We start from the raw sequence: 25,194 nt of genomic DNA, 5'->3' as shown, positions 1-25,194 counted from the left end.
GATTACGATTAGTCTGTTTTCATGGTAAAAAAGATGAGGGCACCACAATATGTGATGGCCGGAGCATTTAAGATATCAATGGTTGTAGATAGCAGAATATAAAAGAGGTTTACCATGAAACCCCAAATTTGGTTATTTGCGCTTAGCGCAGCGTGTTTTAGTTTTACGTCATTGGCAAACAGCGGCGTAGAGTCTGTAGTGGCGACTAAGCCTGTAGCTGCTAATGAGCCTGAACCTGTAAAGGTGGTAAGGCAGTTTATTCAAGCCTTTAATAATCATAGTGTTGAGCAGTTACTTAAGCACACAACGCCAAACATACATTGGTCTAACGTCTCTACGATGAAGATGGATATTCAAACCTCTAGTCAAAATGAGCTAGGTGCGGCAATGACAGATTACTTTGCTAGCCTTAATAATGCTAAAGCGACATTAAGACGCGTTACGGTTACTGGGAATTACGTTAGCACCGTAGAAGAAGTGCAGTGGAGCCATGATGGTGAGCCAAGTAGCCAGTGCAGCCTAGGTGTTTATCAGCTGAATGGCGATAAGATTAATGCGGTATGGTATTACCCCGCTCACGCCTGTGATGAGCAAGTGTGGCAAGATGCGGCTAAGCCAGAGATTGTTCAACCAGAAATCGGCCTGCTCAAAGAAACGCGCCAATAAGGAAAATGTCAGTGTCAAAGAAGTACATCATCGCATTAGATCAAGGGACAACCAGTTCACGCGCAATCGTATTTGATCAAAATACCAATATGGTGGCGAGCTCTCAGCGCGAATTTAGTCAGATGTATCCAAAACCTGGTTGGGTTGAGCATGATGCGATGGAGATCTGGGCTTCACAAAGCTCAACGTTAATCGAGGTGCTTGCCCGTGCCGATATTCATAGTGAAGATGTTGCCGCTATTGGGATCACTAACCAACGTGAAACGACGGTTATTTGGGATAAAGTCACTGGCAAGCCGGTATATAACGCGATTGTTTGGCAGTGTCGCCGTAGTAAAGATATTTGCGATGAGCTCAAAGATGCTGGCCTTGAAGATTATGTTAAGAAAACAACGGGCTTAGTGCTCGACCCCTATTTTTCTGGTACTAAAATCAAATGGATCTTAGATAACGTTGAAGGCGTGCGTGAACGTGCCGAAAAAGGTGAACTACTATTTGGCACTATTGATACTTGGTTAGTGTGGAAGCTTACGGAAGGAAAGGCCCACGTAACGGACCCAACTAATGCGTCTCGTACCATGCTATTTAATATTCATACCCAAGAGTGGGATGACAAGTTATTGCAAGCTTTAGGTATTCCGCGTTCAATTTTACCTGAAGTTAAGCCCTCATCAGCTGTATATGGTCATACACGTATAGCGGGTGAGGGAAGCAATATTGCGATTGCAGGCATGGCGGGTGATCAACAAGCTGCGCTGTTTGGCCAGTTATGTATTGAACCAGGAATGGCGAAAAACACCTATGGTACCGGGTGTTTTTTATTGATGAATACGGGGTTAGAGGCGGTGCAATCAAAGCATGGCTTATTAACAACCATTGCCATTGGCGCCAATGGTGAAGTCAACTATGCACTTGAAGGTTCGGTGTTTATGGGCGGTGCGACCGTGCAGTGGCTTAGGGACGAATTGGGGCTTATTCGTGATGCGCAGGATACCGAGTATTTTGCTTCTAAAGTAGCCGACACAAATGGAGTATATTTAATCCCAGCATTTGTTGGCTTAGGCGCACCATATTGGGATCCTGATGCACGCGGTGCATTAGTTGGCTTAACTCGTGGTGCTAATCGTAATCATATTATTCGTGCCGCATTAGAAGCTATTGCTTATCAAAGCCGCGATCTATTAGATGCGATGGCTAAAGACAGCGATGTAGAGCTTAAACAGATTAAAGTTGATGGTGGCGCCGTCGCCAATGACTTTTTGATGCAATTTCAAGCCGATATCACCAACGTTGAAGTACAGCGTCCTGAGCTGACTGAAACCACCGCAATGGGGGCAGCGTTTTTGGCGGGTCTTGCAGTAGGGTTTTGGCAATCTACTGATGAGTTAAAGCTTAAAGCAGGCGTAGAGCGCAGTTTTATGCCGCAAATTAGCGCTGAAAAGCGGGACAACCTATACAGTGGTTGGCAGCAAGCGGTAATGCGAACTCGATAGTTGTGACTATTTATATCGGTGCTCTCTACTTACACATTGATATCAATCTTAGTGTGAGTAGATCCTAATTGCTCTGGCTCAGATTGATCCTCATTCTCTTGTAAAGCACGTGTTTGGCGTCTATCGGTTGTTGGTGCTTTTCTTCTCTCAAGGCTGGGATCGAGTGGGTAAGCTAAATCTTGCTGTTGACGCCGATCTTCCTTATTACTTCGTCGTTCTAAATGCTCGGGTAATTGAGGTTGCTGTGGCGCATGGTTATCAGGCGTGATTTGTGCGCTTGCTGTAAGTTGTTTTACCTTGCGTTTAGCCCTCACCTTGGCGATTACCGGTTTAGCGAGCATGGCGTATATACTATCGAGACTCATAGTGCAGCCCTTTTATTAAAGAGGTTACTTATATTATCGGCAGCTGGTGGTTAATATTTAACCTTGCTTGAGTGTCTGCAAATAATTTGCTGTGTAGTCATATGAGCTTTGGGTTAATTATGATTAATATTTTGCTCGAAAAAATGGCTAATTAGAGGAGGCAAGCAGCTAATTAAACCGCCTTTGGTTAGTATTTGCTGGCTGTAAATTGGGGATAATATCCACATTAAAACCCCTGAGGTGGAGTTTTTCGCCCGTTTTGTGACTGTTTTTACTGCTTTTTAGTCGATAATTGCTAGGCAATCCCCACATAAATCCACGTTAACCTCTTTCATTAAAATTTCCCCCTAATTAGCTGCTAACCCGCTTGGTTGCTGGATTTTAAATAAGCGCCTTTCCTTGACAAGTCTTGCGTTCTATCCCTAAACTTAGCTGTTGTGGGGAAATGTGGATATTTGTGGATAATTTATAGAACGGCAGGGATGACAATACGGTGTTTTCTGGGGCAAGCGCTATTAATCTTGATACCAAAGGACGGATCGCCATACCAAAGCGATACCGTGAGCTGCTGAGCGCCTGCCATAATAGTCAACTTGTTGTTACTGTTGATATCCAATCTGCTTGTTTACTCCTGTATCCCATTCAGGAATGGCAGCAGATAGCCGCTAAACTAGCATTACTTTCCGATACACAACCTACCGAACGAGCAATAAAACGTTTATTGCTTGGTTATGCCCATGAATGCGAATTAGATGGTAATGGCCGTATGCTGTTGCCACCGCCATTACGTCAATATGCCGACTTAGACAAACGAGTCATGTTAGTTGGACAGCTCAATAAGTTTGAGTTGTGGGACGAAGCGGCATGGCAACAACAGATTGAGCAGAGTCGAACAGCGATTCTTAATGAAGATTTGGCTGCTAACGAACGCTTGGCAGATTTTTCACTGTAGCCAGTGATACTTAAAAATAGAAGACAACCATGACACAAGAATTTGAACATCTATCAGTACTGCTAACAGAAACGGTAGCTGGCTTAAACATTAAACCAAATGGTATCTATATTGATGGCACATTTGGTCGTGGTGGTCACTCTCGAAAAGTGCTTGAGCAGCTGGGTCCTAATGGCCGACTTATCGCCATTGATCGTGATCCACAAGCTATTGCTGCTGCAGAGCAGTTTAAAGATGATAGCCGTTTCCAAATTGTCCATGGCGGCTTTGGTCAGTTAGCTGATTACGTTGAAGATCTCGGTCTTAAAGGTCAAATCGACGGCGTGTTATTAGATTTTGGTGTGTCGTCGCCACAATTAGATGATGCTGAGCGTGGCTTTAGTTTTTTACGTGACGGTCCATTAGATATGCGTATGGACAATTCGCAAGGCCAAACTGCTGCCCAGTGGATTGCGCGCGCAGAAATTGAAGATATGGCGTGGGTATTTAAAACCTATGGCGAAGAGAAAAACGCACGCCATATTGCCCGTTGCATTGCTGCCGATCGTGAAAAAACACCTTTCTTGCGCACTACTGAGCTTGCAGAGCTAATTGCTCGCATTACCAAGAACAAAGAGCGTAATAAGCATCCTGCCACACGAGTGTTTCAGGCCATCCGAATTTATATCAATAGCGAGCTTGAGCAAATTGACCAAGCACTAGAAGGTGCGCTAACGGTATTAGCACCTGAAGGCCGCTTATCGGTTATTAGTTTCCACTCGCTTGAAGACCGTATGGTTAAGCGTTTTATCCGTCGTAACAGTCAGGGCGAAAGCGTTCCGCACGGTTTACCAATTACTGAAGCTGAGATTAATAAGTCGCGCAAATTAAAAGGCGTGGGCAAAGCAATTAAGCCTTCAGCAGAAGAGATTGAACGTAATGCTAGAGCACGTAGCTCAGTATTGCGTGTTGCTGAGCGCTTACCTTACGAAGCCGAAGCGATTTAGAGGTCTACGTGAGTAAGTCGCAATTGAATCTAACTCGCATTGTGCTGCAAGACCTTTGGCAGAACAAATGGGTGATGATCCTCGCGTTGTTAGTAATGCTAAACGCAATTGCGGTGGTGTATACCAGCCATGAAGGGCGTAAATATACCAGTCAGTGGGATCAGTTATTACAAGAAAGAGATCGGCTTGATATTGAATGGCGCAACTTGTTACTTGAAGAGCAATCCCGTTCAGAACATAGCCGAATAACCCGGATAGCGACGAAAGAGCTCAATATGAATCGTCCGTTACCCAAAAATGAGATTGTTGTAAGGGTGCCATGAGTAAACAGGCCAAGCGTAAACAAAAACCACAGCTGATCCAATGGCGTTTATACGTTGTTGTGGGATTTGTTTGCCTAATGTTTACCAGTTTGATTGGCCGCGCAGCTTATATTCAAATTATTGAGCCTGAAAAGCTACGCCACGAAAGTGATATGCGCACATTGCGTACAACGAGCCGTGAGGTGCAGCGTGGCTTAATCACCGACCGTAACGGTGAAATGCTTGCTGTGAGTGTGCCAGTTAAGGCGGTATATGCCGACCCTAAAGTCGTACACGATAAAAACGGCTTTGCAGATATGCGCCGCTGGCAAGCGTTGGCTGATGTATTGCACGAGCCTAAAGAAGATATTCTTAAGCGGGTACAATCTAACCCTCGTAAACGTTTTACCTACCTTAAGCGTCAAGTTACGCCAGCCGTTGCTGATTACATTAAACAGCTTAAATTGCCGGGTGTTTACTTAAAACCTGAATCACGTCGCTATTACCCAACAGGCGAGATCTCTGCGCAGCTAGTCGGTATCACCAATATCGATGACAAAGGGATTGAAGGGATTGAAAACACCTACAATGATTGGCTAACCGGTACCCCAAGTAAGCAAAAAGTACGTAAGTCGCGCGACGGGCACGTAGTTGAGCGTCTTGATATGGTGCAAGAAGGCGAAAGCCCGAATGATCTAGTACTAAGTATCGACCAACGTATTCAGCAGTTAGCTTATCGCGAGCTTAAAAAAGCCACCGAGGTGAATCAGGCTACATCAGGTTCAATTGTTGTACTCGATGTGCATACTGGTGAAGTGCTAGCTATGGCTAACACGCCATCTTACAACCCTAATTCGCGCGAAAACTTGCAAAGTTACCGCATGCGTAACCGAGCGCTGACTGACTCTTATGAGCCGGGCTCAACGATTAAACCATTTGTGGTAGCTGCAGCCCTTGAGGCTGGCACGATTAAAGTCGACGACATCATTAAGACTAACCCAGGGCGTATGCGCATTGGGGGCAAGATTGTTCGCGATGGTCGTAACTACGGTGATCTATCCCTAAGTGGCATTTTGGTGCACTCAAGTAACGTAGGTATGACCAAAATAGCACTGTCTATGCCGGTACAAGAGTTATTGGGCGCCTATCAAACTATGGGCTTAGGTAATTACTCAGGAATTAATTTAGAAGGTGAAAGCGCGGGTCTTATCCATGACCGTCGCCGATGGTCTGAGTTTGAACGTGCCACCTTATCTTTTGGTTACGGCTTAATGGCTACACCATTACAGCTAGCCAGAATGTATTCAATTTTAGGCAATAAAGGCGTTCTTTATCCGGTTTCGATTTTAAAACTTAAGCAAGAGCCCGAAGGTACACAGGTGTTATCGCCTGAAGTGGCACAAAGCGTCATGGAGATGCTAGTCGGTGTAACCGAAAAAGGCGGCACGGCCCTAAAAGCCCACATTGAAGGCTACCCCGTTGCAGGTAAAACTGGTACTGCGCGTAAAGCGGTAGCTGGCGGTTATGGTGAAGACTACGTTGCGCTGTTTGCCGGCGTGGCTCCAGTACATAATCCAAAACTTGCTATTGCCGTGGTTGTTAACGAGCCGAAGGGCGATCGCTATTATGGTGGTGATATTGCTGCACCAGTTTTTGCAGCTGTTATGTCGGGTGCCTTGCAAATGCTTAACGTAGAGCCGATTTCAAATCGTGAAAAAGTACGCCTAGCTGCAAATTCTAGGAGTGTTGAATGATGCTAATACGAGATTTATTGGCGCCATGGTTTCATTATTCGGGAGTAGAGAACTTCCAAAACTTAACGCTTGATAGTCGAGCTGTTGAAGTGGGCGACCTTTTTGTTGCCATTCCTGGTTACCAAGTGGACGGCCGTAAATTCTTAGTCGCAGCGTTTGAGAGCGGTGCTGTAGCAGCTTTGGTGCATACAGACTCTCCAGATGAACACGGAAAAATCGTCATGGATGCTGGCTTGCAGATTATGTTTTTCCAGCTAAATAGGCAGATCTCAGCACTTGCTGCACAGGCGTACCCATTATCCGCTTCTCGACCACAAATAGTTGGTGTTACAGGCACTAATGGTAAAACCTCTATTACTCAGTTAGTGGCGCAATTACAGTTGTTGCAAGGTAAGCAAACTGCTGTGATGGGTACTCTAGGTAATGGTCTTTGGGGGCAACTTGTTGATAGTGGCAATACTACTGCCGATCCGGTGACTTTGATCAAGCAGTTACAGCAGTTTGAACTAGCTGGCGCAGACACATGTGCGATGGAAGTCTCTAGTCATGGCTTAGTGCAAGGACGAGTTGAAGCAGTGCCATTTGATGTCGCTGTATTTACTAATTTGAGCCGCGACCACCTTGATTATCATCATACGATGGACGCTTATGGTGCGGCTAAAAAGCGCCTTTTCCAATTCGCCAGTTTACGCGCAGGTTTAATTAATTGTGATGATGCTGTTGGCCGTGAATGGTTGGCAGAATTGTCGTCAGACAAGCTATTAGGCTACAGCGTTAAAGGTAATTCAAGCGCGGATATTTATGCCAAAGATTGTTATTTCCACGATGGCGGTGTGTGTTGCACTTTAGTGTGGCCTGAAGGTGAAGCTAAGCTAGATTCCCCACTATTAGGTGACTTTAATTTAGCCAACCTAATTGCTGCGTTGGGCGCACTTTATCTGCTTGGCGAAGATATGCAGCAGTTAGTAACGCTAGCCGCTAAGCTCGAGCCTGTGGCCGGGCGCATGGAACGCTTTACTACAAAAAGTGACGTTACATTGGTGGTCGATTATGCCCACACACCAGATGCTATTGAGCAAGCATTAAAGGCCCTACGAGTCCATTGTCGTGGTGAGCTTTGGTGTTTATTTGGTTGTGGTGGTGATAGGGATACAGGTAAGCGTCCTATGATGGCCGCGAGTGCTGAGCGGTTTGCCGATAAAGTCATGGTGACTAGCGACAATTGTCGCAGTGAGGATCCGCAGGTCATTATTAATGACATTCTCGCTGGACTAACGCGTCCTGAATCAGCTTTGACCCAAGTAGATCGTAAGCTCGCGATTCAAACGATTGTAGCTCAGGCTAAGTCGGGTGATATGGTGTTACTTGCTGGAAAAGGTCATGAAACCTATCAAGAAGTTAATGGTATTAAATTGGATTACGATGAAAGAGCCTTCACCAAAGCTATTGCAGAAGGTGGCTTATGATTAACGTTTCTTTAGCTCAATTAGCAGCGCGGCTGAACGGCAAGTTAATTGGTCACGACCTACAAATCGGCAGTGTTTCAACAGATAGCCGAGCGGTTGATAATCAAACCTTGTTTGTCGCTTTAAAAGGCGAAAATTTTGATGGTCATAACTTTGCGCAAGCGGCTGTCGATGCTGGGGCTAACGCCTTGTTAGTGGAGCGAGAGTTGCCAGTTAAGGCGAGTCAAATCCTTGTTGAGAATAGCCAGAAGGCAATGGGAGAAATTGGTGTTTTTGTACGTGAGCAAATAGCACCTATCTGTATCGCATTAACTGGTTCTAACGGCAAAACCAGCGTTAAAGAGATGATTGCCACTATCTTATCGCAGCATCACCAAGTGCTTTACACCGCGGGTAATTTTAATAATGAAATAGGCGTGCCGCTAACATTACTCAGATTACAACAAGGTGATGAGTTTGGTGTATTTGAACTAGGTGCTAATCACGCTGGTGAAATTGATTACACCTCAAGCCTAGTTAAGCCGAGAGTGGCAATGGTTAACAATGTTGCCTCTGCACATCTTGAAGGGTTTGGCTCTTTAGAAGGGGTCGCCAAAGCGAAGTCTGAGATTTTTAATCATATCAGCGCTGATGGTACCGCGGTAATTAACGCTGACGATAGCTTTGCTGATTTCATGTTAAAAGCGTCTAGTCACCTCAAACAGCTCTGCTTTGGGGTTAAAACTAATGATTCAAAGCATCTCGATGTATTTGCAACTGACCTAGTTGCTGATGCATACGGTCGCTATGGTTTTAGCCTTTGTACTGCGACCGAATCTTTGCAAGTTCATTTACCGCTAGCTGGGCGCCATCAAGTGTCTAATGCACTGGCTGCTACTAGCATGTGTTTAGCGTTAGGGCTGTCATTGGCCGATATTTGTCAGGGACTTAGTCTACTGCAGCCGGTAAAAGGACGTATGTTACCGAGTCAGCTGGGGCGAGTGACAGTGATTGACGATAGTTATAACGCTAATCCCGCTTCTGTAGGAGCAGCAATTGACTGGCTTCAAGAAATTAAAGGAAATCGCTGTTTAGTACTGGGCGATTTAGGTGAATTAGGCGACAATGCCGCCCTTTTGCATTGTCAGCTTGGCGAATTAGCTAAAACAAAAGGTGTAAATGCGCTGTTTTGTCTAGGTACGTTGAGTGAAGGTGCTAGTCACGCTTTTGGCTCCAAACATTACCATGATATCGATGAGTTAGTTGCAGGACTGATTCAATATATTAATGGTTTACCAGCAGAGGTTACTGTGTTGGTCAAAGGTTCTCGCAGCGCGAGAATGGAACGTGTAGTTGAAGCTTTAACAATGGCCTTTGGTCGCGGGGAGTTTGTTTAATGCTGGTTTACCTGGCTGAGTATTTAACCCAATTTTACAGTGGGTTTAACGTATTTTCGTATGTGACGTTTCGAGCGATTTTAGGCTTGATGACGGCAATGGTATTAAGTCTTTGGCTAGGGCCAAAGATGATTGAGCGTTTGCAGCTAATGCAAATTGGCCAAGTTGTTCGTAATGACGGCCCTGAATCACACTTTAGTAAACGCGGTACGCCTACTATGGGAGGCATACTGATCCTTGCCGGTGTATTTATCAGTGTATTGCTATGGGGCGATCTTGGTAGCCGTTACGTTTGGGTCGTACTATTTGTTTTAGGTAGTTTCGGCTTAATTGGCTTTATTGATGATTACCGTAAAGTTGTGCGTAAAGATACTAAAGGTCTGATTGCTCGCTGGAAGTACTTTTGGCAATCAGCTGCCGCATTAGCAATCGCTGTGTATCTGTATGCGTCGGCGCAAAGCCCAGGTGAAACGCAATTAGTTGTACCGTTCTTTAAGGATATTATGCCGCAGTTAGGTGGCTTCTTTATTGTATTGGTGTACTTCACGATTGTTGGCTCAAGTAATGCGGTAAACCTTACAGACGGTCTTGATGGCCTAGCGATTATGCCAACCGTTATGGTTGCAGCAGCATTTGCATTAATTGCGTACCTTTCAGGTCACGTGCAGTTTGCTAACTATTTGCACTTACCTTATTTGCCGGGTGCGGGCGAGTTAGTGATCGTGTGTACTGCAATTGTCGGCGCGGGACTAGGCTTCTTGTGGTTTAACACTTACCCTGCGCAAGTATTTATGGGCGATGTCGGTTCTTTAGCATTAGGTGCGGCGCTAGGTGCAATTGCAGTATTGGTTCGTCAAGAGATTTTGCTAGTGATTATGGGCGGTGTTTTTGTAATGGAAACAGTGTCGGTGATCTTGCAAGTCGGCTCATACAAGTTACGTGGGCAACGTATTTTCCGTATGGCACCGATTCATCATCATTACGAGTTGAAAGGCTGGCCTGAACCTCGAGTGATTGTACGTTTTTGGATTATTTCACTGTTCCTAGTCCTACTTGGCTTAGCAACACTGAAGCTTAGATAATACGTCTAATTAATTACAGCAAACAGATATTAACTGAATTGAAATAGGTCTGATATGGCGCAGCAGTATTCACACATAGTATTAGGTTTAGGTGCAACGGGATTGTCTGTTGTGCGTTACCTGTGTGGGCAAGGTATCACCCCGTTGGTGATGGATAGCCGAGCTGTGCCTCCAGGCGCAGACGTATTGGCGGCTGAATTTCCACAAGTTGAGTTAATTGCCGGTGGTTTCGATTGCCGTTATTTGGTGCAAGCCGAGCAAATCGTTATTAGTCCAGGTATCGCCTGCGAAACCCCAGAGGTACGAGTTGCCTTTGATATGGGGATCGAGGTGATTGGTGATGTTGAACTATTTGCAAGAGAAGTGAGTAAGACTGACGCTAAGGTGATTGGTATTACTGGTTCAAATGGTAAAACTACTGTGACCACTTTAGTCGGTGAAATCGCTAAGGCGAGCGGTTGTAGTTATGCTGTTGGCGGTAACATTGGTGTGCCAGCATTAGACCTATTGCTTGAGCCTAAAGATCTATACATCCTAGAGTTATCTAGTTTTCAATTAGAAACTACTCATAGCCTAAATTGTGCTATCGCAACTTGCTTAAATATCAGTGAAGATCATATGGATCGTTACAGTGATATTGAGTCATATCGGCAAGCTAAATTGAAGCTTTATGATCAGACCAAGATGGTGCTATTCAACCGTGAAGATCCATTAACAACACCTAATCACCCGGCTAATCAAAATAGTTTTGGCTTAGATGTGCCAAGTGATGATGCCTGGGGGATTGCCGGTGGCATGTTGGTGTTAGGTAGTAGCCCTATTATGTCAGTGAATGATGTAGCGCTAGTAGGCAGCCATAACCACGCCAACGTTTTGGCTGCTATGGCGTTAACCACTGCGATTGGTATAAAGCGTGATGATCAAATTGCAGTTGCTAAAGAGTTCAATGGTTTAGAGCATCGTTGTGAGACGGTAGCTGAAGTCGATGGTGTTACCTATATCAATGACTCTAAAGCGACCAATGTAGGCGCAACCGTTGCTGCTATTGATGGGCTGAGTGATCACTTAGGAGAACTCATTCTAATTGCAGGTGGAGATAGTAAAGGCGCTGACTTATCCAGCCTTGAGCCAGTGCTTGCAAAAGTGAGTAAGCTAATCACTTTAGGCAGAGATGGCGATAAAATTGCGGCATTAAAACCTGATTCAATAAAAGTCGCAACTTTAGCTGAGGCCGTTGCTGTAGGGCGTGAGTTAGCGACTGCGGGCGATATTGTTATCTTGTCGCCAGCTTGTGCCAGTTTAGATATGTATCCTAACTATATGGCGCGTGGAGAAGAGTTTCGTAGCTTGGTAGTAGCCTTTGATGGCGAGTAAGGCAAAGCTGTTGAGTTTTTTTGGCGAGCGCTTTAAATGGCCAATGCCAAATTTGTTTAACGACAGCATTACCCCAAGCAAGCATTTGTACGATAGGTCATTACTGTTTGCTGTGCTGGCACTGATTAGCTTCGGTTTTGTGATGGTGATGTCAGCTTCTATGCCAGAAGCACAAACCTTAACCGGTAATCCGTTTCATTTTGTTTGGCGTCACGGTGCTTATCTGGTTGGCTGTGTACTGATTGCCGGTGTGGTACTGCAGATTGAAATGCGACATTGGCAGCGGTTTAGCCCTTTGTTGCTGCTGGTTGTTGGCTTGATGCTGCTTGCTGTATTGCTGGTTGGTACCACTGTAAATGGCGCTACGCGTTGGTTATCAATTGGGCCTATTCGTATTCAGGTTGCCGAGATCGCTAAGTTTGCATTTGCGATTTATATGGCGGGTTACTTAGTTCGTCGGCATCAAGAGATAAGAGAAAACGCCAAAGGCTTTTATAAGCCTATTGCAGTATTTGCCGTTTATGCGGTGTTAATTTTGGCTCAACCTGACTTAGGTACAGTGGTTGTGCTTTTTGTTGGCACTGTGGGGTTGCTGTTTTTAGCTGGTGCGCGTTTATTTGATTTCTTTGCTTTGATTTTGGCAGGGATTTTAGCGTTCGTAGCTTTGGTGCTATTAGAGCCTTACCGGATGCGTCGAGTGACGTCGTTTCTAGACCCGTGGCAAGATCCGTTTGGTAGTGGTTATCAGCTAACTCAATCATTAATGGCTTATGGCCGAGGTGACTGGTTTGGTCAAGGGTTAGGTAACAGTATTCAGAAGTTGGAGTACTTGCCAGAAGCGCATACCGACTTTATCTTTGCCGTGATTGGTGAAGAACTAGGGTTTATAGGCATTATAGCTGTACTTGCAGTGCTGTTATTTGTGGCATTGAGAGCAATCAAACTCGGTAATATGTGTTTAGTGTTAGATCGCGCTTTTGAAGGCTACTTAGCATACGGCATAGGTATTTGGATTTGTTTTCAAACCGTGGTTAATGTTGGCGCCAGTATTGGTATGTTGCCAACAAAAGGATTAACACTGCCATTTATTAGTTATGGTGGTAGTAGTTTATGGGTTATGACGGCGGCTGTGATGTTGCTGATCCGTATCGACTATGAGCGACGATTAAGTGTCACCCAGGCCGTAGATGGCCGTGCAGGTAAATAATGAGTGAAACAATGACTAACCAAACTGAAGAAAAACGCATATTAATCATGGCCGGTGGTACTGGTGGTCATGTATTCCCTGCGTTAGCAGTTGCCAAATATTTAAGCCAGCAAGGCTGGAAGGTTCGTTGGTTAGGAACCGCTGAGCGAATGGAAGCACGGTTGGTGCCACAACATGGCTTTGATATCGACTTTATTGATATCAAAGGTGTTCGTGGTAATGGATTGATGCGCAAGTTAGCTGCGCCTTTTAAAATTTTACGTTCAGTCATGCAAGCGCGTGCGGTTATTAAAAGTTTCAAGCCTGATGTGGTGATGGGAATGGGCGGCTTTGCAAGTGGCCCTGGTGGCGTAGCAGCTAAGTTATGCGGCATTCCGTTGGTATTGCATGAGCAGAACGCAATTCCCGGCATGACCAATAAGTTATTATCGCGCATTGCATCGCAAGTGCTGTGTGCCTTTGAAGGTACTTTTACTGACGTACAAGCTGAAACAGTTGGTAACCCAATTCGTAAAGAACTGATTGCGTTGGGTGAAAAGCGTGAGCAAGCCTGTGACGATGATTCATTAAAAGTTTTAGTTGTTGGTGGCAGCTTAGGCGCAAAAATCTTTAACGATGTGATGCCAAGCGTATTGGAAGGGGTGAGTAAGACTCACTCGATGACAGTATGGCACCAAGTCGGTCGCGACAACTTGGCTGCTGTTAAAGCTGAATATCAGCGTTTAGGCCAAGACGGCAGTGTTAGTGTTGCCGAATTTATTGATGACATGGAAGCGGCTTACCGCTGGGCGGATGTTGTGGTGTGTCGTTCAGGTGCGTTAACAGTATCAGAGCTTGCTGCAGTTGGTCTGCCAAGTTTGCTCGTACCATATCCACACGCAGTGGACGATCATCAAACTAAAAACGCAAAAGTGTTAGTTAATGCTGGGGCAGCGTTTTTATTGCCGCAGCCAATAGTAGATACCAGCAAGTTAATGACAAAACTGTCGATGTTGGCATCAGATAAACAAGAATTATGTAATATGGGCCAACGAGCTCGAGACGTAGCAATATTAGATGCAACGCAAAGAGTTGCTAACGTCTGTATTCGATTAGCTGAGAAGGGTTGAAATGAGTAATAAAGCAGAAAAGCATTCACAGCTAAGGTCAATGATCCCTGAAATGCGCAGAGTAAAGCATATCTACTTCGTCGGGATCGGCGGTGCAGGTATGGGCGGCATTGCAGAAGTATTAGTAAACGAAGGTTACAAATTAAGTGGCTCAGATATCGCTGAAAGCGCGGTAACTGAAAGATTGGCACAACTTGGTGCAACGATTTACATAGGTCACGATGCCAGCCAAGTAAAGGACGTAGACGTAGTTGTGGTTTCCACTGCAATTAGTGCAGATAATCCCGAACTTGTTGCGGCAAAAGAGTTACGAATTCCAGTGGTTCGTCGTGCAGAAATGCTTGCAGAGCTAATGCGCTACCGCCATGGTGTTGCCGTTGCTGGCACCCACGGCAAAACCACTACTACAAGTTTGATCGCCAGTGTTTATGGTCAAGCAGAGCGTGACCCAACATTTGTTATCGGTGGCCTGCTAAATAGCGCTGGAACTAACGCAAGGTTAGGGCATAGCCGCTATCTTATCGCTGAAGCTGATGAGAGTGATGCGAGTTTCTTGCACTTACAACCTATGGTGAGTGTAGTGACCAATATCGAAGCTGATCATATGGATACCTATGAAGGTGATCTAGAAAAGCTAAAAACCACCTTCGTTGATTTTTTACATAATCTACCATTCTACGGGGTGGCGGTTGTTTGTATTGATGATCCTATTGTACGTGAGCTATTGCCACGCATTGGTCGCCGAGTGGTGACTTACGGATTCAGTGAAGATGCTGATGTGCGAGCAGTTAGCTTTAAGCAAACTGGTTACAGCTGTGAATTTACAGTGCGCCGTGCAGGTATCGATGATTTAGAGTTGTCAGTGAATCTGCCAGGTGAGCATAACGTATTAAACGCACTTGCAGCGATAGCGGTTGCGACAGAAGATGAAATTGCTGATGAAGCGATTATCAAGGCGTTAGCTGAGTTCCAAGGTATTGGTCGCCGTTTTCAGCAAATCGGTGAGTTCAGTACTGCTAAAGGTGAAATCAAATTAGTTGATGATTATGGTCATCACCCAAGTGAAGTGGCTGCCACGATAAAGGCTGCAAGACTTGGGTGGCCAGAGCGTCGTCTAGTCATGATTTATCAGCCACATCGCTATAGCCGTACCCGTGATTTATACGAAGACTTTGTTGAAGTGTTATCTCAAGTTGATTGCCTGCTGATGCTAGATGTTTATTCTGCTGGTGAAGCGGCGATTCCGGGAGCTGATAGCCGAGCACTTTGTCGCTCTATTCGTGTACGGGGCCAAGTTGAGCCAGTATTCGTGGCAAGTAGCGAGCAACTTGAAACCTTGTTACCTGAGATTTTGCAAAATGGCGATCTTTTGTTAACTCAAGGGGCAGGTAATATTGGCATGATCTCGCGAAGCTTAGCTGAGTCAAATCTTGGCTTTGATGATACAAAAAATGTGTAATTTAGAGCCAATTAGCTTAATTTACTCATCAAATTTTGACGCTTGGAATAAGGGCTATATAATGGCCGATTTTCTGAGTTTGCGGTTGCAAAAGGAAGCCTAAAGGTGTCTTGGCGCGAGAAAGGTCAGCGTGTACGAGTTTTGCTTTTGCAAGCCGATTGGTATTTGTGCTTTGGCGTAGTGTTTTTGCTATGTGTTTTAGTTGGGTTCGCTATGGTGGCGATGAAACTAGATACGGTGCTAAATGACGCTGATGCCTTGCCAATTGAAGCCGTTGCGGTCAAAGGTGAGCGACTTTATACCGAAGACAGTGAAATCCAAGTTGCGCTGCAAGACTTGATGGAAAGAAGCTTTTTTTCAGCGGACGTCAATCAAGTGCAAGATGCTTTAGAAGCTTTACCTTGGGTTTATCAAGCTTCAGTGCGCCGAGAGTGGCCGGCCAAATTAAAGATATATTTGGTTGAACAAAAACCAGTTGCACATTGGAATGGTGATGCTTGGCTCAATATTTATGGCGAAGTATTTGATGCGCCAATAAAAGAAGGTATACCTAATTTACCTTTCTTGACCGGGCCTGAAGAGCAGGGTAAGTCGGTACTAACTACTTACCAACAGCTTGGTGAATTACTAAGAATTAATGGCTTTAACTTACAAAGTTTAAGCTTAAGCCCGCGACATGCTTGGCATGCAGAGCTCAATAATGGCATAAGGCTAGAGCTTGGCAGAGAAGACAAGATGGCAAGGGTACAAAGATTTATCCACGTCTATCCAAAACTTGCACAGCAAGATAAACAGGTAGCCACCGTGGATTTGCGCTACGACACAGGTTTGGCCGTAGGTTGGGATGATGCACAAAAGAGAGCCGTTAATTAATGACCAAGAATCTAGATAGAAATCTGATCGTGGGATTGGACATAGGGACATCAAAAGTCGCTGTGATCATTGGTGAAGTGTTGCCGGACGGTGAGATCAGTATTGTTGGCCTTGGAAACCATCCTTCAAGAGGCATGGATAAGGGCGGCGTTAATGACCTCGACTCTATCGTGCGCAGTGTGCAAAGAGCGCTAGATCAAGCAGAGCTAATGGCTGACTGCCAAGTTTCTTCGGTTTACTTGAGTATTTCAGGTAAACATATCGAATGCCAAAATGAAAATGGCATGGTGTCGATTAACGATGAAGAAGTAACACAGGAAGATGTTGATAACGTTATTCATACGGCACGTTCGGTAAAGATCCCAACAGAGCGCCGTATTTTGCATGTGTTACCACAAGAATATGCCATTGATGTACAAGACGGCATTAAGAGCCCAATTGGTATGTCTGGTATGCGTATGGAAGCGAAAGTCCATATCGTGACTTGTGCCAATGATATGGCTAAGAACATCACTAAAAGTGTTGAGCGCTGCGGCTTAAAAGTTGATGGCTTGGTGTTCTCAGCCATCGCTTCAGCAGATTCAGTATTGACTCATGACGAAAAAGATTTAGGTGTTTGTTTAGTTGATATTGGCGGCGGTACTACAGATATCGCGGTATACACCAACGGTGCGTTGCGCCACTGTGCAGTTGTACCGGTCGCGGGTAATCAAGTGACTAACGATATCGCTAAAATTTTCCGTACGCCTTTGTCTCATGCAGAGCAGATTAAAGTGCAGCACGCAAGTGCACGTAGCTCAATGGTTAGCCGTGAAGAGAGTATTGAAGTGCCATCAGTTGGTGGTCGCCCTTCACGTAGTATGTCACGTCATACGCTAGCTGAGGTTGTTGAGCCAAGATACCAAGAGTTGTTTGAACTGATCTTAAAGCAGCTACAAGAGAGCGGCTTAGAAGATCAAATTGCGGCAGGTATAGTCATTACCGGCGGTACAGCATCAATTGAGGGTGCTGTAGATATCGCTGAGGCAACATTTGGTATGCCAGTAAGAATGGCACTGCCGTTGCCAGTAAAAGGATTACACGAATATGTGGATCAGCCTATTTACTCTACTGGAGTCGGGCTGCTTCACTTTGGTGCGCGTATGGTGATTGAACGTGAGTTCGAACGTCCTGAGCGACAAGGGGTCACCAGTCTTTGGAATCGGGTCCAAAGCTGGTTTAAAGGCGAGTTTTAGTTAATAACGCAGGCATAACGGAGAGAAGACCATGTTTGAGATCATGGATAGTCATACAGACGAAGCGGTGATTAAGGTCATCGGTGTCGGTGGCGGCGGTGGTAATGCCGTTGAGCATATGGTTAAACACAACATCGAAGGTGTTGAGTTTGTGGCAACAAATACTGACGCGCAAGCGCTGCGTAAGTCTGCTGCATCAACCACAATTCAATTAGGTCGCGATGTGACCAAAGGTTTGGGCGCTGGCGCAAATCCTGAAATCGGTCGTTTAGCGGCAGAAGAAGATAAAGAAAGCATTCGTAATGCGATTAAAGGATCTGACATGATCTTTATCGCAGCGGGCATGGGCGGTGGTACAGGTACTGGTGCTGCACCAGTTGTTGCTGAGATCGCACGTGAAGAAGGCATTTTGACAGTTGCAGTTGTAACTAAGCCTTTCCCATTCGAAGGCAAAAAGCGTATGACCTACGCAGATCAAGGTATTGAGCAACTTGCTAAGCATGTTGACTCATTGATCACTATTCCAAACGAAAAATTACTTAAAGTACTAGGTCGTGGTACATCGTTACTTGATGCATTTGCTGCAGCAAACAACGTACTACTTGGTGCTGTACAGGGTATTGCTGAACTAATTACTCGCCCAGGCTTAATCAACGTCGATTTCGCCGACGTGAAAACCGTTATGTCTGAAATGGGTAATGCCATGATGGGTACTGGTGTTGCCAGTGGTGAAGACCGTGCAGAAGAAGCGGCAGAAGCTGCTGTTGCAAGTCCACTACTAGAAGACATCGATCTCGCTGGCGCTCGTGGCGTACTGGTAAATATTACCGCTGGTATGGATATGAGCATCGAAGAGTTCGAGACAGTAGGTAACCACGTTAAGGCTTACGCTTCTGACAATGCAACAGTTGTTGTTGGTGCGGTAATCGATCCTGAAATGTCTGACGAGCTACGTGTAACGGTTGTTGCTACTGGTATTGGCGCTGAAAAGAAGCCTGACATCCAGTTAGTTTCTAAGCCTGCTCCACGCCCAGAGCCAATCGTTCCTGCTGAGCCTCGTCAAGAGAGCTTCGCTGCTGAAGATGCTATCACGCCGACTATGTCGCATGGTAATACGGCACCAGCTGTACAACCACAAGTTGCTACACCGGTTAGCGAGAAGAAGAACGAACTTGACTATTTAGATATTCCAGCATTTTTGCGTAAGCAAGCTGACTAAGTTTAGTGTTACTAAATAGTTAACAGCTATAAGGCAATACTAATGTGTTGTCTAAAGGCTGAGTGAATTTTGGTTAATTTGCAAAGATATGCTAAGATATCCGACCAGCATCGCCTACGCACGCTTAAAAAGTGAGTAGAGGCTGCTTTTTTGTTGAGATAATTAACGGGTAAATACATGATTTTTCAAAGAACTGTCAAAGAAATGGTTAAGACTACTGGTGTTGGATTGCATTCCGGCAACAAGGTGACTTTGATCATTAAGCCCGCGCCAGTTAACACAGGTATTAAGCTAGTGCGTACCGACTTGACCCCAGCAGTTGAGATCCCAGCTGTTGCCGACCAAGTGCGTGAAACGACTATGTGTACTGCATTGGTTAACGATGATGGTGTTCGTATTTCAACTATTGAGCACTTGTTTGCAGCGTTGGCTGGTTTAGGTATTGATAACGCAGTTATCGAAGTCGATGCGCCTGAAATTCCAATTATGGATGGCAGTGCTAGTCCTTTTGTTTTCCTACTGCAATCAGTCGGTATCCAAGAGCAAAGTGCTGCTAAGAAATATATCAAGATCACTAAGCCAATTCGTGTTGAAGACGGCGACAAGTGGGCTGAGTTGAAGCCATTTAAAGGTTTCAGAGTTGATTTCGCTATTGACTTTAATCACCCAGAGATTGCACGTAGTCAGCAACACATGGTTATGGATTTTTCATCGTCAGCTTTTGTTAAAGATATCAGCCGCGCGAGAACCTTTGGTTTTATGCGAGATATCGAGTACCTAAGAGCCAATAATCTTGCACTAGGCGGCAGCATGGAAAATGCTGTTGTACTTGACGAATATCGCGTCCTCAACCCCGATGGCCTGCGTTATGAGGACGAGTTTGTTAAGCACAAGATCCTTGATGCTTTTGGTGATTTGTATGTAGCGGGTCACGCTATTGTTGGTGAGTTTTGCGCATACAAAACAGGGCATGCACTTAACAATCAGTTGGTGCGTGCCATGCTTGCACAGCAAGACGCTTGGGAAATTGTGAGCTTTGAAAAAGAAGCCGACGCACCAGTCAGCTTCTCAGTGCCAGCTGGTGCTGTATTCGCTTAATCGCGAATTAAGATTGCCTTGAACGGCTGGCTAATGCAGCCAGCCGTTTTAGTTTTAGCGCTAATGTCCCCTCCGTATGTTCCGCTAATGCTTCTATGTGAGCGGCGGCATTTTCACTAATCAGGTTGTGAGCAGCTTTGGGTTTTGTTTGATACATTAACAAGCTTGGGTTGACTTTAACCTCGATTGCGGTAAGCATGGGTAGCGTTTCGGCTTGTAGCATTTGTAATATTTTGGGTTTTTGGAAGTTAATTCTTGCCGCCCAAGCAGCCGTTGTAGTTTCAATAACCAAGATCCCTTGACGCAAATTGGCAACTTTTAGTTGCTCTGTCACTGGACCAGTTAGCACTTGTTTCACGTAATGATCTAAGTGTAATAACAGTTCTGCTTTTTCAGCTAAATTGGGCATAGTCCCATGCTGATGCAGTAATTGACTGAGATCCTGAGGGGGCTTTTTCATATGATAATAAAATGGCTTAATTAGGCTATGAGTGTAACAGTTTTTATTCAAGGTCGAAATGGTGCCACCCGCTGGCAACCAGGAAAGCGTTGGCTGCTTTTACCTATCCTGCTTATAGCAGCAGGTACAAGTCTTTATCAGCACAATGCTAAGCAAATTACAGAGCAACAAGCTAATATCGATAACGAGCGCATGGCTCGTGAAGCACAAAAGGATGAGTTAATTGCACTTAAAGGTGCGACTGAAACTCAGCTTTCGATGTTAGTTGCCCACGTTGCGCGTATGCAAGCTAAACTCACGCGCTTAGAAGCCTTGGGTCAGCAAGTTGCATTAAATAATCAATTAGAAGATCAATTTGATTTCTCTTCAGAAGTCGGTGTGGGTGGTATCAGTGAATTAGGTACTAACATCGAACTCGATCAGCTTATTGCCGATATGGATGAGCTGGTATCTCGAATAGATAATAATAATGTTCAGCTTTCACTACTTGAAACAGTAGCATCTAACCTCCATATAGATGAAGAACGTTATATATCTGGGCGACCAATTAAAAAAGGTTGGTTATCCTCGCCCTACGGTTTACGTAATGATCCTTTTAATGGCAAACGCACGATGCATAAAGGCATCGACTTTGCCGGTAAAGAGGGCGTCGATGTAATCGCGACAGCAGGTGGCGTAGTTACATGGGCGGACAAGATGTTTGGCTATGGTAATTTAGTAGAAATTGATCATGGAAATGGTCTAAGTACACGCTATGGTCATAATAAAGCTTTGTCAGTAAATGTGGGCGATGTGGTCGCTAAAGGCGATAAAATCGCTGTTATGGGGAGTACTGGGCGCTCGACTGGGCCTCATGTACACTATGAAGTGTTGCGCGGTGGACAACAGATAGATCCGCAAAAATATGTCTACCGCAAGGCAGGGTAATCGTAAAATCGGCTTTCAGGCTCTAAAAGGGACTTGGCCAATAACATAGAAGTGGTTCAGATGTTTGGTAAATTACTGACAAAAGTATTTGGTAGTCGCAACGATCGTACACTTAAGGCGTTTGGCAAAGTCGTTAACAAGATTAACGCGCTAGAAGCTGAGTATGAAAAACTATCGGATGAAGAATTAAAAGCAAAAACCGCCCACTTCCGCGAGCGTTTAGACGGTGGTGAATCATTAGAAGGTGTTTTACCTGAAGCATTTGCTACGGTACGTGAAGCTTCGAAGCGTGTGTTTGAGATGCGTCACTTCGATGTTCAGCTTATCGGTGGTATGATTTTGGATAGTAACCGCATCGCAGAAATGCGTACCGGTGAAGGTAAAACATTAACGGCAACTCTGCCAGCTTATCTAAATGGTCTAACCGGTAAAGGCGTACACGTTATTACCGTGAACGACTATCTAGCGGGTCGTGACGCTGAAAACAACCGTCCTCTTTTTGAATTCCTTGGTTTAACCGTTGGTATTAACGTTGCAGGTCTTGGTCAGGTAGAAAAGAAAGCAGCTTATGATGCAGATATTACCTACGGTACCAACAACGAATTTGGTTTCGATTACCTACGAGACAATATGGCGTTCTCACCTGCTGAGCGCGTACAACGTCCACTTCACTATGCCCTAATCGACGAAGTCGACTCGATTCTTATCGATGAAGCACGTACTCCGTTAATTATTTCTGGTGCTGCTGAAGATAGCTCCGAGCTATACATTAAGATCAATACGCTGATCCCTAATCTAGTTGCTCAAGAGAAAGAAGATACAGAAGAGTTTGTTGGCGAAGGCGACTACTCTGTTGATGAAAAATCAAAGCAAGTTCATATGACTGAACGCGGCCAAGAAAAGGTCGAAGTGCTATTGACTGAACGCGGTATGTTAGCTGAAGGCGATTCATTGTACTCAGCAGCCAATATCTCTTTATTACATCATGTGAATGCAGCACTTCGTGCACATACACTATTTGAGAAAGACGTCGACTATATTGTTCAAGACAACGAAGTGGTTATTGTTGATGAACACACTGGCCGTACAATGCCTGGTCGTCGTTGGTCTGAAGGTCTACACCAAGCTGTAGAGGCTAAAGAAGGTGTTCATATCCAAAATGAAAACCAAACTTTAGCGTCAATTACATTCCAGAACTTCTTCCGTCAATATGAAAAGCTTGCCGGTATGACGGGGACAGCTGACACCGAAGCATTCGAATTCCAACATATTTATGGACTAGACACTGTAGTTGTACCGACTAACCGTCCTATGGTTCGTCAAGACCATGCAGATTTAGTTTATCTAACAGCTGAAGAAAAATATGCTGCTATCGTAAAAGATATCGTAGGTTGTCGTGAGCGCGGTCAACCAGTATTGGTTGGTACCGTTTCGATTGAACAATCAGAGTTACTGCATAGCTTATTAAAGAAAGAAAAGATCCCGCATGAGATCTTGAATGCTAAATTCCACGAACGCGAAGCAGACATCGTAGCGCAAGCTGGCCGCACTGGTGCGGTAACAGTTGCAACTAACATGGCTGGTCGTGGTACAGATATCGTGTTAGGCGGTAACTGGAACATGGAAATCGAAGCTTTAGCTAATGCAACTGATGAGCAGAAAGCCAAAATTAAGGCTGACTGGAAGATCCGTCATGATGAAGTTGTTGCTGCCGGTGGTTTACATATTCTTGGTACAGAGCGTCACGAATCTCGCCGTATCGATAATCAGCTACGTGGCCGTTCAGGTCGTCAAGGTGATGCGGGTTCTTCACGTTTCTACTTATCTATGGAAGATAGCTTAATGCGCATCTTCGCTTCAGACCGTGTTTCATCAATGATGAAGAAGCTAGGTATGGAAGAAGGTGAAGCGATTGAACATCCGTGGGTATCACGCGCTATCGAAAACGCACAACGTAAAGTTGAAGCACGTAACTTCGATATCCGTAAGCAGCTACTTGAGTTTGATGATGTTGCTAACGATCAGCGCCAAGTGGTTTACGCCCAGCGTAATGAGTTAATGGATGCCGATAGTATTCAAGACACTATCACAAACATTCAAGAAGATGTTGTTAACGGTTTAGTTGACCAATACATTCCACGCCAGTCAGTAGAAGAGCTTTGGGATATTGAAGGGCTAGAGAAACGTCTTCAGCAAGAATACGCAATGAGTCTTCCTATCCAAGAATGGTTAGATAAAGAAGACGATCTGCATGAAGAAACACTCCGTGAGCGTATTGTAGATACATGGGTTAATGCATACAAAGCCAAAGAAGAGATGGTAGGCGAACAAGTACTACGTCAATTCGAAAAAGCGGTAATGCTGCAAACGCTAGATGGCTTGTGGAAAGAACATTTATCGGCGATGGACCACTTACGCCAAGGTATTCACTTGCGCGGTTACGCACAAAAGAATCCAAAGCAGGAATATAAGCGTGAGTCATTTGAGCTATTCCAGCAAATGCTTGAGTCATTAAAGCACGATGTAATTAGTGTGTTGTCTAAAGTACAAGTGCAAGCACAATCAGATGTTGAAGAGATGGAAGAGCGTCGTCGTCAAGAAGATGCAAAGATCCGTCGTGATTATCAACATGCAGAAGCTGAAGCATTAGTTGGTGCAGAAGAAAGTGCTGCACTAGCGGCAACTCAGCCAACCGTTCGCGAAGGTGAAAAAGTTGGCCGTAATGATCCATGCCCATGTGGTTCAGGTAAAAAGTACAAACAATGCCACGGTAAACTGAGCTAAATATAAAGTTATTAGTTACAGGTATAGTTTATAAAAAAGGGTGACTCATTGAGTCACCCTTTTTTATTGCCTCCTTAACAGGGTTAAATCATGTAGCAGGACTAGCTAGCAAATTTATCGTTGTTAAAGAGGGAAAATTCATGAAGACCTACGGATGGTTGATTGCGGCAAAGCTTGCAAAAGAAAGTCGATAATACCTAATACCTAATACCTAATACCTATATAGCAGTGTTACCAATAACATGCTGAGGTAAATAGAGCTGTCTGCTAGCATGTAGGGATAATCGTTATCGAACATAAAAGCAGCGTTGCGCAAGCGTTTTGTGGATAAGTCTGAGGGTAACTAGTGGCTAAGTTGTGCCTAAATAAAAACAGTGAAAAAAGATGAATTATTTCGAAAAAAGCGCTTGCGCTCTTTTCGAATCTCCCTATAATGCGACCCCACTGACACGGCGCAGCAGGCAACAAGCCAAGCAGCACGAGTTAGTGAGTTAACTACTTCGGGACGATAACTCTGGTGACAAGCGGTTTAAGAGCTTCACGCAATGACTTCTGATTAAGAAATCATCGCTTGAAAAACTTCTTAAAATAAGCGCTTGACGCCAACATCAGGAAGTGTAGAATACGCCTCCTCAGCCAAACGACCTAAGCGTCTAAGGCGAAGCATGAAAGATGGCTTCACGCTCTTTAACAATATGACAAGCAAATCTGTGTGGGCACTCACAGAGATTAAGTTATTCGAAACTGCCTCTTTTGATGCAGTCAAAAATTTACTTAATGAATGAGTGTTCATAGCAATATGAAAAAAGTTTGATTTCACTTTTTAAAGTGGAAACAAATCACAGAATTCGTTGAGCCGCTGATTTCTCCTTACTTGTAAGGTGGATGAAGCAAACAAAACTTTAATTGAAGAGTTTGATCATGGCTCAGATTGAACGCTGGCGGCAGGCCTAACACATGCAAGTCGAGCGGTAACACAAGGGAGCTTGCTCCTGAGGTGACGAGCG

General features: G+C 44.8%; 21 protein-coding genes and 1 rRNA gene. 20 read left to right on the top strand and 2 right to left on the bottom strand.

Translation table 11 applies throughout. The annotated features are described in order from the left end of the window. The first annotated feature begins 114 nt into the window (after positions 1-114). On the top strand, positions 115-666 hold the full coding sequence (locus L2740_RS05455) for a nuclear transport factor 2 family protein (RefSeq protein WP_248949099.1): 552 nt from the start codon (positions 115-117) through the stop codon (positions 664-666). An 11-nt stretch (positions 667-677) separates the two neighbouring features. Next, a complete protein-coding gene (gene glpK, locus L2740_RS05450) occupies positions 678-2,159 on the top strand; it encodes a glycerol kinase GlpK (protein WP_248949098.1) in 1,482 nt (493 codons plus the stop codon). A gap of 29 nt (positions 2,160-2,188) precedes the next feature. Here the strand turns inward: glpK and L2740_RS05445 are convergent, their stop codons facing one another. Continuing rightward, on the bottom strand, positions 2,189-2,524 hold the full coding sequence (locus tag L2740_RS05445; protein WP_248949097.1) for a hypothetical protein: 336 nt from the start codon (positions 2,522-2,524) through the stop codon (positions 2,189-2,191). A gap of 493 nt (positions 2,525-3,017) precedes the next feature. On the opposite strand from L2740_RS05445, the gene mraZ reads away from it, so the two are divergent. The 15 genes from mraZ to lpxC all read left to right on the top strand — a co-directional run bounded on the left by mraZ (position 3,018) and on the right by lpxC (position 20,016). Continuing rightward, positions 3,018-3,476, top strand: a complete 459-nt coding sequence (gene mraZ / locus L2740_RS05440; protein ID WP_248471889.1) for a division/cell wall cluster transcriptional repressor MraZ — start codon at positions 3,018-3,020, stop codon at positions 3,474-3,476. Between the two features lie 29 nt (positions 3,477-3,505). Continuing rightward, positions 3,506-4,462, top strand: a complete 957-nt coding sequence (gene rsmH / locus L2740_RS05435) for a 16S rRNA (cytosine(1402)-N(4))-methyltransferase RsmH (RefSeq protein ID WP_248949096.1) — start codon at positions 3,506-3,508, stop codon at positions 4,460-4,462. 8 nt (positions 4,463-4,470) lie between these two features. Continuing rightward, complete coding sequence (ftsL, locus tag L2740_RS05430) at positions 4,471-4,785, top strand: cell division protein FtsL (RefSeq protein WP_248471892.1); 315 nt, start codon at positions 4,471-4,473, stop codon at positions 4,783-4,785. Continuing rightward, a complete protein-coding gene (locus L2740_RS05425; RefSeq protein WP_248471894.1) occupies positions 4,782-6,518 on the top strand; it encodes a peptidoglycan D,D-transpeptidase FtsI family protein in 1,737 nt (578 codons plus the stop codon). The genes ftsL and L2740_RS05425 overlap by 4 nt, the downstream gene beginning before the upstream one ends. Next, complete coding sequence (murE, locus tag L2740_RS05420) at positions 6,515-7,984, top strand: UDP-N-acetylmuramoyl-L-alanyl-D-glutamate--2,6-diaminopimelate ligase (RefSeq protein WP_248949095.1); 1,470 nt, start codon at positions 6,515-6,517, stop codon at positions 7,982-7,984. The genes L2740_RS05425 and murE overlap by 4 nt, the downstream gene beginning before the upstream one ends. Continuing rightward, entirely contained in the window at positions 7,981-9,360 is a 1,380-nt protein-coding gene (locus L2740_RS05415) for a UDP-N-acetylmuramoyl-tripeptide--D-alanyl-D-alanine ligase (RefSeq protein ID WP_248949094.1), read from the top strand. The genes murE and L2740_RS05415 overlap by 4 nt, the downstream gene beginning before the upstream one ends. After that, on the top strand, positions 9,360-10,442 hold the full coding sequence (mraY, locus tag L2740_RS05410) for a phospho-N-acetylmuramoyl-pentapeptide-transferase (RefSeq protein ID WP_248471898.1): 1,083 nt from the start codon (positions 9,360-9,362) through the stop codon (positions 10,440-10,442). Before L2740_RS05415 ends, mraY begins: the two co-directional genes overlap by 1 nt. A gap of 54 nt (positions 10,443-10,496) precedes the next feature. Further along, positions 10,497-11,816, top strand: coding sequence for a UDP-N-acetylmuramoyl-L-alanine--D-glutamate ligase (gene murD, locus L2740_RS05405; protein WP_248949093.1), 1,320 nt, complete (start codon positions 10,497-10,499; stop codon positions 11,814-11,816). Next, on the top strand, positions 11,806-13,023 hold the full coding sequence (gene ftsW, locus L2740_RS05400) for a cell division protein FtsW (protein ID WP_248949092.1): 1,218 nt from the start codon (positions 11,806-11,808) through the stop codon (positions 13,021-13,023). Before murD ends, ftsW begins: the two co-directional genes overlap by 11 nt. 11 nt (positions 13,024-13,034) lie before the next feature. Beyond that, positions 13,035-14,132 (top strand): undecaprenyldiphospho-muramoylpentapeptide beta-N-acetylglucosaminyltransferase, encoded by a 1,098-nt coding sequence (murG, locus tag L2740_RS05395; RefSeq protein WP_248949091.1) that lies wholly within the window; start codon positions 13,035-13,037, stop codon positions 14,130-14,132. A gap of 1 nt (position 14,133) precedes the next feature. Next, entirely contained in the window at positions 14,134-15,591 is a 1,458-nt protein-coding gene (gene murC / locus L2740_RS05390; protein ID WP_248949090.1) for a UDP-N-acetylmuramate--L-alanine ligase, read from the top strand. 105 nt (positions 15,592-15,696) lie between these two features. Beyond that, on the top strand, positions 15,697-16,464 hold the full coding sequence (locus L2740_RS05385; RefSeq protein WP_248949089.1) for a cell division protein FtsQ/DivIB: 768 nt from the start codon (positions 15,697-15,699) through the stop codon (positions 16,462-16,464). After that, positions 16,464-17,699: a cell division protein FtsA gene (gene ftsA / locus L2740_RS05380; protein WP_248949088.1), complete on the top strand. Its 1,236-nt coding sequence runs from the start codon at positions 16,464-16,466 to the stop codon at positions 17,697-17,699. Before L2740_RS05385 ends, ftsA begins: the two co-directional genes overlap by 1 nt. A gap of 31 nt (positions 17,700-17,730) precedes the next feature. Further along, the gene (gene ftsZ, locus L2740_RS05375; RefSeq protein WP_248471905.1) at positions 17,731-18,918 is read left to right on the top strand and encodes a cell division protein FtsZ; all 1,188 of its coding nucleotides are present in this window, start codon (positions 17,731-17,733) and stop codon (positions 18,916-18,918) included. A 177-nt stretch (positions 18,919-19,095) separates the two neighbouring features. Next, positions 19,096-20,016: a UDP-3-O-acyl-N-acetylglucosamine deacetylase gene (lpxC, locus tag L2740_RS05370; RefSeq protein ID WP_220769534.1), complete on the top strand. Its 921-nt coding sequence runs from the start codon at positions 19,096-19,098 to the stop codon at positions 20,014-20,016. A 7-nt stretch (positions 20,017-20,023) separates the two neighbouring features. Here lpxC and L2740_RS05365 read toward each other — a convergent pair whose 3' ends face one another. After that, on the bottom strand, positions 20,024-20,476 hold the full coding sequence (locus L2740_RS05365) for a DUF721 domain-containing protein (protein ID WP_248471906.1): 453 nt from the start codon (positions 20,474-20,476) through the stop codon (positions 20,024-20,026). A 27-nt stretch (positions 20,477-20,503) separates the two neighbouring features. Between L2740_RS05365 and L2740_RS05360 the strand changes: the two genes are divergently transcribed. From L2740_RS05360 to L2740_RS05350, 3 genes are all read left to right on the top strand, one after another. After that, positions 20,504-21,403 (top strand): M23 family metallopeptidase, encoded by a 900-nt coding sequence (locus L2740_RS05360; RefSeq protein ID WP_248949087.1) that lies wholly within the window; start codon positions 20,504-20,506, stop codon positions 21,401-21,403. A gap of 60 nt (positions 21,404-21,463) precedes the next feature. Further along, positions 21,464-24,187: a preprotein translocase subunit SecA gene (secA, locus tag L2740_RS05355; RefSeq protein ID WP_248949391.1), complete on the top strand. Its 2,724-nt coding sequence runs from the start codon at positions 21,464-21,466 to the stop codon at positions 24,185-24,187. A gap of 903 nt (positions 24,188-25,090) precedes the next feature. Beyond that, positions 25,091-25,194: ribosomal RNA gene (locus L2740_RS05350) — 16S ribosomal RNA — on the top strand; the annotation flags it as partial.

Source organism: Shewanella pneumatophori (assembly GCF_023283895.1).
In the GTDB taxonomy this organism is placed as follows: domain Bacteria; phylum Pseudomonadota; class Gammaproteobacteria; order Enterobacterales; family Shewanellaceae; genus Shewanella; species Shewanella pneumatophori.
The sequence above is the reverse complement of the archived record's forward strand: the minus strand, read 5'-3'. Positions and strand labels throughout refer to the sequence as shown.